4 protein-coding genes and 1 pseudogene are annotated in these 2957 nt (G+C 57.3%); all 5 read right to left on the reverse strand.

What is annotated here, in order from left to right:
• Positions 1–766: pseudogene (locus B5F88_RS18885) on the reverse strand (hypothetical protein); the annotation flags it as partial.
• A gap of 85 nt (positions 767–851) precedes the next feature.
• A complete protein-coding gene (locus B5F88_RS18890) occupies positions 852–1241 on the reverse strand; it encodes a type II toxin-antitoxin system RelE/ParE family toxin (protein WP_162612251.1) in 390 nt (129 codons plus the stop codon).
• A complete protein-coding gene (locus B5F88_RS20910) occupies positions 1238–1645 on the reverse strand; it encodes a hypothetical protein (RefSeq protein WP_162612252.1) in 408 nt (135 codons plus the stop codon). Before B5F88_RS20910 ends, B5F88_RS18890 begins: the two co-directional genes overlap by 4 nt.
• 84 nt (positions 1646–1729) lie before the next feature.
• Complete coding sequence (locus tag B5F88_RS18895; RefSeq protein ID WP_087936978.1) at positions 1730–2629, reverse strand: BRO family protein; 900 nt, start codon at positions 2627–2629, stop codon at positions 1730–1732.
• 40 nt (positions 2630–2669) lie between these two features.
• The coding region (locus B5F88_RS18900; RefSeq protein ID WP_204246271.1) for a hypothetical protein at positions 2670–2957 on the reverse strand (288 nt) is incomplete at its 5' end.

The following is a 2957-nucleotide window of genomic DNA, read 5'->3' on the forward strand; positions in this document are numbered from 1 at the left end:
CACTGCCGAGCATATCTCCGTCGTGGCTGTCAGCCTCGTCGCCAGTGTACTCCGTCCCGAGGTAGGTAAGCGTATAGGTGACGCTCTCCACGCCGGCGCGGGTAATGTCCCCCACATACTCGGCCGTGGTGATGTAGCCGTCGGCGGCGCTATAGTACGCCTTGCCGGAATAGGTGGCCACCGCCTGCCAGGAGGAGGGGGAGAGCACCTCACCCACGAGATCGGTCCCGGTGACCTGCCAGTCCACGCCGGCCAGATTGAGCGTGACGCCGTCCTTGATCGTCGTGGCCGGGACATAGGACATATCGTTGCGGTCCAGCTGGCTGATGGTCTTGGTCTCGGACACCGTATAACTTCGGGTGGAATAGCCGGTGGCCTCGGTGTGCAGGCTGGTGTGATCCAGAGACAGAGTGCCGGAGTAGAGGCCGTCATCATACTCGATGACCGGGGCCAGCTGCTCCAAAATAACATCCAGGTCGTCCTTGGAAGTCTCAACCGTCACCGTCTCCGTATGGCTTTTCACATCCTCCACATGGTTGTCTTCCTTGACAATATCCGCAAAGGTGTAGAGGTAGCCATCCAGGACAAAGGACTCCTCGATCAGTTCCTGGGGATCGGCGCCGGGGTCGATGGTGTAGGTCTTGATGACCTGCTGGCTGCCGTTGAGGTTCTGCACCACGGTATCCGTGGGAACCTCCATGGCAAAGGCGCTGGTGGACAGGGAAAGGGTCAGCGCCAGCGCGATGAGCGGAACATATTTCTTCATACACACTTCCTCCTTGAATAGACGGCGCACGCAGCAAGGAGCGCCGCCGCGGCCGCAGTGGCCAGTCCGATGATTTTCATGATTTTCACAGATATTCCTCCCATTTCATATTTACCGCAAACTCCGGGGCGTCCCGGATGTCCGCAAGCATCTTGAGTGACTGCTCCAGCGCCTTCATGGTGTCCCGGGGCTGGCGCTTGATGAAGGGCGCGAGCAGAATAATGTCCCCGTCCCGGATCGTGAAGATGATCCGGGCGAGGACCTTGTTCTTCTCCCGCAGTTCATACAGCTGGTTATATTTTTCGAGGACAAAATGCTTGAAATGCGGCTCCTTCAGATCGCACAGATGGATCTGGGAGAGCCGTACGATCTGCTGGAGCAGCTTGCGCCGAAGTTTTTCATCCAGCGTAGGCAGAAACTCCAGAAGAGGCCCCGGCTGTCCCGGCGGCACATAGATTTTGATGGTACGCATCATGGCATCACCCCGCTTCCCTCGGTAAATTCTGAAAGACGCCTGAGAAAGCCGGCGGCAAATTGGGCGGCTACCTCCAGATTGCCCGCCATCCACCATATGGGCGCAGGCAGTGAACGGTATATGGCGTCATATGCCGAGCAGATGGATAGAAAGGGTAGCCGGGCGTCCTCCGCGTCAGCGAGGTCGATCAATTCCCGGCAAACGCTGTTCACGCTTCTCATATCGCTGTAGAAATCGTACAGGTCGTCATAGAACGCCCCGGCATAAAGGCGGGAGACGACTGCCATGGCGTCCCGATCCGGCTTTCCGCCTGCTGTCAGAAGGCCCATGCGGCGCAGACGCTCCGGCACGGAGTCGTCAAACGGGTCATATGGGTGGAAAATAGAGTGCTTTTCATGCGCCAAGAAAATCCTCCTTTCATTTGGGCAATAAAAAAGCCCGGCTCCGCAGAATTTCTGCGGAGCCAAGCCGATGGAAAGAAACTCCTGTTATTCATCCTTTTCCGGTTCCACCGGGTCGGAGATGAACGAGGCGGTGGCCTCGATCATCCCGGTGACAACAGCGTTGAGCTGGACGGCATTTTTCTCGGTGATGACCGGCTTGCCGGTGCGCTCCTCCAGCGCCTTGCGGGCAACACCCGCCACCTCGCCGCCCTGCCGGGCCACATCCATGCTGGCCGAAAAGCCCTCCGGCTCTGTTTCTCTGGAAATATCCCGGGTGGAAGCCTCCGCCAGCATCGTCAGCACCAACTCGGTATCGCTCATATTGTCCCGGAGATTCTGCTTTTTCAGGCCCTTCAGTTTCTTGTACTGCCGGGTCGTCATGCCAGACCAGGTGCGGGTAATCTCATCTGTCAGGATAGCGAACTCCTTACCCCGTTCCACCCCGCGCTTTTGCCATTCTTCGGTCAATTCATTGCGGATTCGGATGGACAACAGCCGCTGATGGACCCAGTCCGGGTCGTAGCCCTTCTTCAGATAGGTCTCCAAAGCCCGGTCAATGGCCTGTTCCGGGTCGATGGTCTCTTCAATCCGCTCCCGTCCAACCTGGGCGAGCCAGCGTTTCATCGGTTCGGCGCGGGGAGAGGGAATAGACTGGATGATGCGCAGAAGTTGTTCCGTAGTAGCAACATCCGTGGCATAGCGTTTGCCATCCTTGGGAGATCTCAATTTCAGTTGCTGACAATTTGTCAGCAACTGATCTGCGCCTTCTGCCTTTAGACGTTCCTTCAGTTTGGCCCAGTAGTTGCTGGCACCGCGCTGAGTCGACTGCCCAGTCAAGACCCCCACTACATCTACCACAGAGAAGTACCACTCCTCCTGATCTGGGTCCCATGCGGTGCGGATGGGCTGGTCTTCAAAAAGCTGTATCTTGTCCTGCTCGCTCATAGCATTCCTGTCCTTTCTGATTCCTTGTCTGCATTATATCTCACCCGACCCGCTCCCGCAAGAATTCCAGGAACAGGGCCTCGATCTCCTGGTCGCCGCCCAACTTGTCCAGATAGGGGGCAAACCTCTTGCGGTCAAAGGAAATCTTCTTGGGCGGGGCGTTGCGGCGCTTTTCCGCCTCAGCGCGGGCCTCGCGCCATGCGGCAAAGACAATTTGCCTATCCCCGCAGCCTGGGCAGATATCTACTGGCACATCATAATGCCGCTTGGCGTTATTGTATTTGTGCCGGCATGCATCACAGCAAAATTTCTGCCGCGTAATATGACA

The sequence above is a fragment of the Flavonifractor sp. An306 genome, assembly GCF_002159455.1.
GTDB lineage: Bacteria > Bacillota > Clostridia > Oscillospirales > Oscillospiraceae > Flavonifractor.

Excerpts from the sequence above, each read along its gene's own strand:
- B5F88_RS18890 (WP_162612251.1), bottom strand. The coding sequence starts at position 1,241 with ATGATGCGTACCATCAAAATCTATGTGCCGCCGGGACAGCCGGGGCCT.
- B5F88_RS18895 (WP_087936978.1), bottom strand. The coding sequence starts at position 2,629 with ATGAGCGAGCAGGACAAGATACAGCTTTTTGAAGACCAGCCCATCCGC.